The following is a 2,409-nucleotide window of genomic DNA, read 5'->3' as shown; positions in this document are numbered from 1 at the left end:
CTAACAAACTGTTCAAGAGGGATTCGCAACGCGTGGCATTTTTATCATGTGTTGGTTTTAGTGTTTAAGGTGGTATGCGGCGACTTCGGTATTGCGTTGCTCACCCCTTAACAGGGCGTTAGTTGGCATGAAGGCAAACGCAGCAATAGTGAAAAATTTTTATGGTAAAAGCTCAGCGCTAAAGTGTTAGGTTAAGTGTTCAAATTCGATGCTTGCTGTCTTGGCTAAAATTTAAAATTGGCGTCTTTTCACTGATTGGTTTGCATCTGTGATGCTGCGAGTTTTAGGTTTATCGAGCCGAATGCTTTTGCTGAAACTCTGCTCGGTGAGTTTGTCGTTTCAAAAGCCGAAATTCTCGCTGAAATGACGTTTTCTGCGGCGTTGTTTGTTCCACGTGGTTTCATTGGCAATTCGCTTTGAAACTGCGCCTGACGTTAATGCATCAAAGCACATAATGTATATTGTTCACAAAGTTAAAAATAACTTAAAATCAGTGCATTGGGCCTGCCAACTAACAAGCGCTTCAAGACGGATTCGCAACGCGTGGCATTTGTGGTTTGCGGCAAATTTAGTGATTTAGGTGGTGTGCGGAAACATCGCATTGCGTTGCTCACCACTTAAGCGGGCGTTAGGTGGCCAAAGTCAAGAAACTATCAAGAGAGAAATGACATGACTAGAAAGCTAAAGGCAATTCTACCTACAGGTGATGAGGTAGCAATTGATATACATAATGAACCAACTAGTGTTAGTGAAGAACCAATAAAAGAGAAACATGAATTACTAAAGTCCTTGTTAAATTTTGAGTCAACAAAAGAAACACACCTGCATGATTTTTTGGCAAACTCATTGCCAGTAATATTCGAAGATGCTGACGTTTCACATGCGCCAGTACCTCTTAATCAAACACAATATCATGGAGTCGATCTCGTTTTTAGGAGAAAAAATAGTCTCGGAATTGCTGGTGTTGAGTTAAAGCATCATCGAATGAAACAGTCTATAAAAAAGGAGCAAGTAGAAAGACAGCTAAACTCTTTTATTCAAAAGTACCCAAATGCCGAAGTGTTGTATTTGATTGGGAGTGAGCAGTATTTATCTTCAACTAAAGAATTAGATAACATATCCGACAAAATTTACGTGAAACCTTTAAGTTGGGAAGGGATATGTAAGTCATTAGAGGTAAAAGAAAATGACTACCCAGAGGCTACAGTCATCTTAGTCGATGTTGCAAACTTTTCAAGAAATCTGATTAAGCGACTCTTAATGAAACCATCGCTTATTACAGGCATTGATGATAGGAAGTTTGAAGAGGTTATTGCAACTCTTCTTTTCGATATTGGTCTTGAAGATGTACAAATAACGGAGAACTCTGCTAAAAGTAGAGATATTATAGTTACTCATAGAAATCCGATAACAAAAAACAAAGAAGTATACTTTATCGAATGCAAACATTGGGTTAGTGGACGTACAATTAAGGCAAGTTGGGCTATCAAGTTAGAAAGGGTGGTTAAGGAAGAAGAAGCGACAGCAGGAATATTACTATCGTCATCTGGGTTTGGACCTAAGTTAATTGAGCAAACAGTTACCTTTGAGAAAAATGGTATTTATCTTAGAAAAAATCAAGATATTACTAAGTGGCTACAAATTTGGGAAAGAAGGTATGGTTCTGTCATTGTTGAACCAGTATCACCTAGAGATATTCTCGGTATCCCGAGTGAAGCCGTACTCACCTAACAAAGCATTTAAGAGTGATTCGCAACGCTCGGCATTTTCGCTTCGCTCAAGTATAGCCGAGCGCAGCTCACACCTTAATGCGGCGTTATGTTTAATCATGTAAAATCAGTAGCTTGGGTCTTTTCTTTGCTCCATAAGTCATTCTGCTTTTGTTCTTTTCGGCAAGTTGGCATCGCTGGACGCTGCTTTCTGGACATTTATTCTTTGGCGCTAAAAATTCTGGGAGTTGCCTCATTGAATTTCGGAGCAAGTTTAACGTGAGGATATTTGGCTCAATCTCTAAGTGCTAAGTGAGACTTTTTTTGTATTTTCTGCTCTAAAAGCTCAAGTTCAATTTACAAAAGCTTATGAGTTAAATCAGTTTTTAGGCTTTTGGTTTTTGTTTACAAAAGTAAGTTGGTTTAAACTTCTGTTCGGTTGAACGTAAGACATTGAAATTTAAACATAACAAACAGTTCAAGAGGGATTCAGCACGCGTGGCATTTTTGCTATGCGTTAGGTTTAGTGATTAAGGCGTGATGCGGTAACTTCAGTGTTGCGTGCTTCACCCCTTAACTGGGCGTTATGTGCTAAGGTAAAGCAAGTTGTAACGTTCTCACTGTGTTTATTTTAAAAGGATTTATTATGCACGCGATTTATTTACCTCTACTGATCTTTATTGTTTATGCAGTGGTCAAC

General features: G+C 38.7%; 1 protein-coding gene and 1 pseudogene. Both read left to right on the top strand.

Annotated features, from left to right (window positions below; all coding sequences use genetic code 11):
- Positions 1-111: pseudogene (locus NL646_RS23235) on the top strand (DUF3265 domain-containing protein); the annotation flags it as partial.
- A gap of 558 nt (positions 112-669) precedes the next feature.
- On the top strand, positions 670-1,731 hold the full coding sequence (locus tag NL646_RS23230; RefSeq protein ID WP_140303218.1) for a restriction endonuclease: 1,062 nt from the start codon (positions 670-672) through the stop codon (positions 1,729-1,731).
- Positions 1,732-2,409: the final 678 nt, after the last annotated feature.

Origin of the sequence: Vibrio sp. Y20_XG_PY13 (assembly GCF_024181925.1) — a bacterium.
Classification (GTDB): domain Bacteria; phylum Pseudomonadota; class Gammaproteobacteria; order Enterobacterales; family Vibrionaceae; genus Vibrio; species Vibrio parahaemolyticus.
Note: the sequence above shows the minus strand (reverse complement) of the source record. Positions and strands in the feature narration are given on the sequence as shown.

Coding starts and splice junctions, on each gene's coding strand:
- NL646_RS23230 (WP_140303218.1), top strand. CDS start 670: ATGACTAGAAAGCTAAAGGCAATTCTACCTACAGGTGATGAGGTAGCA.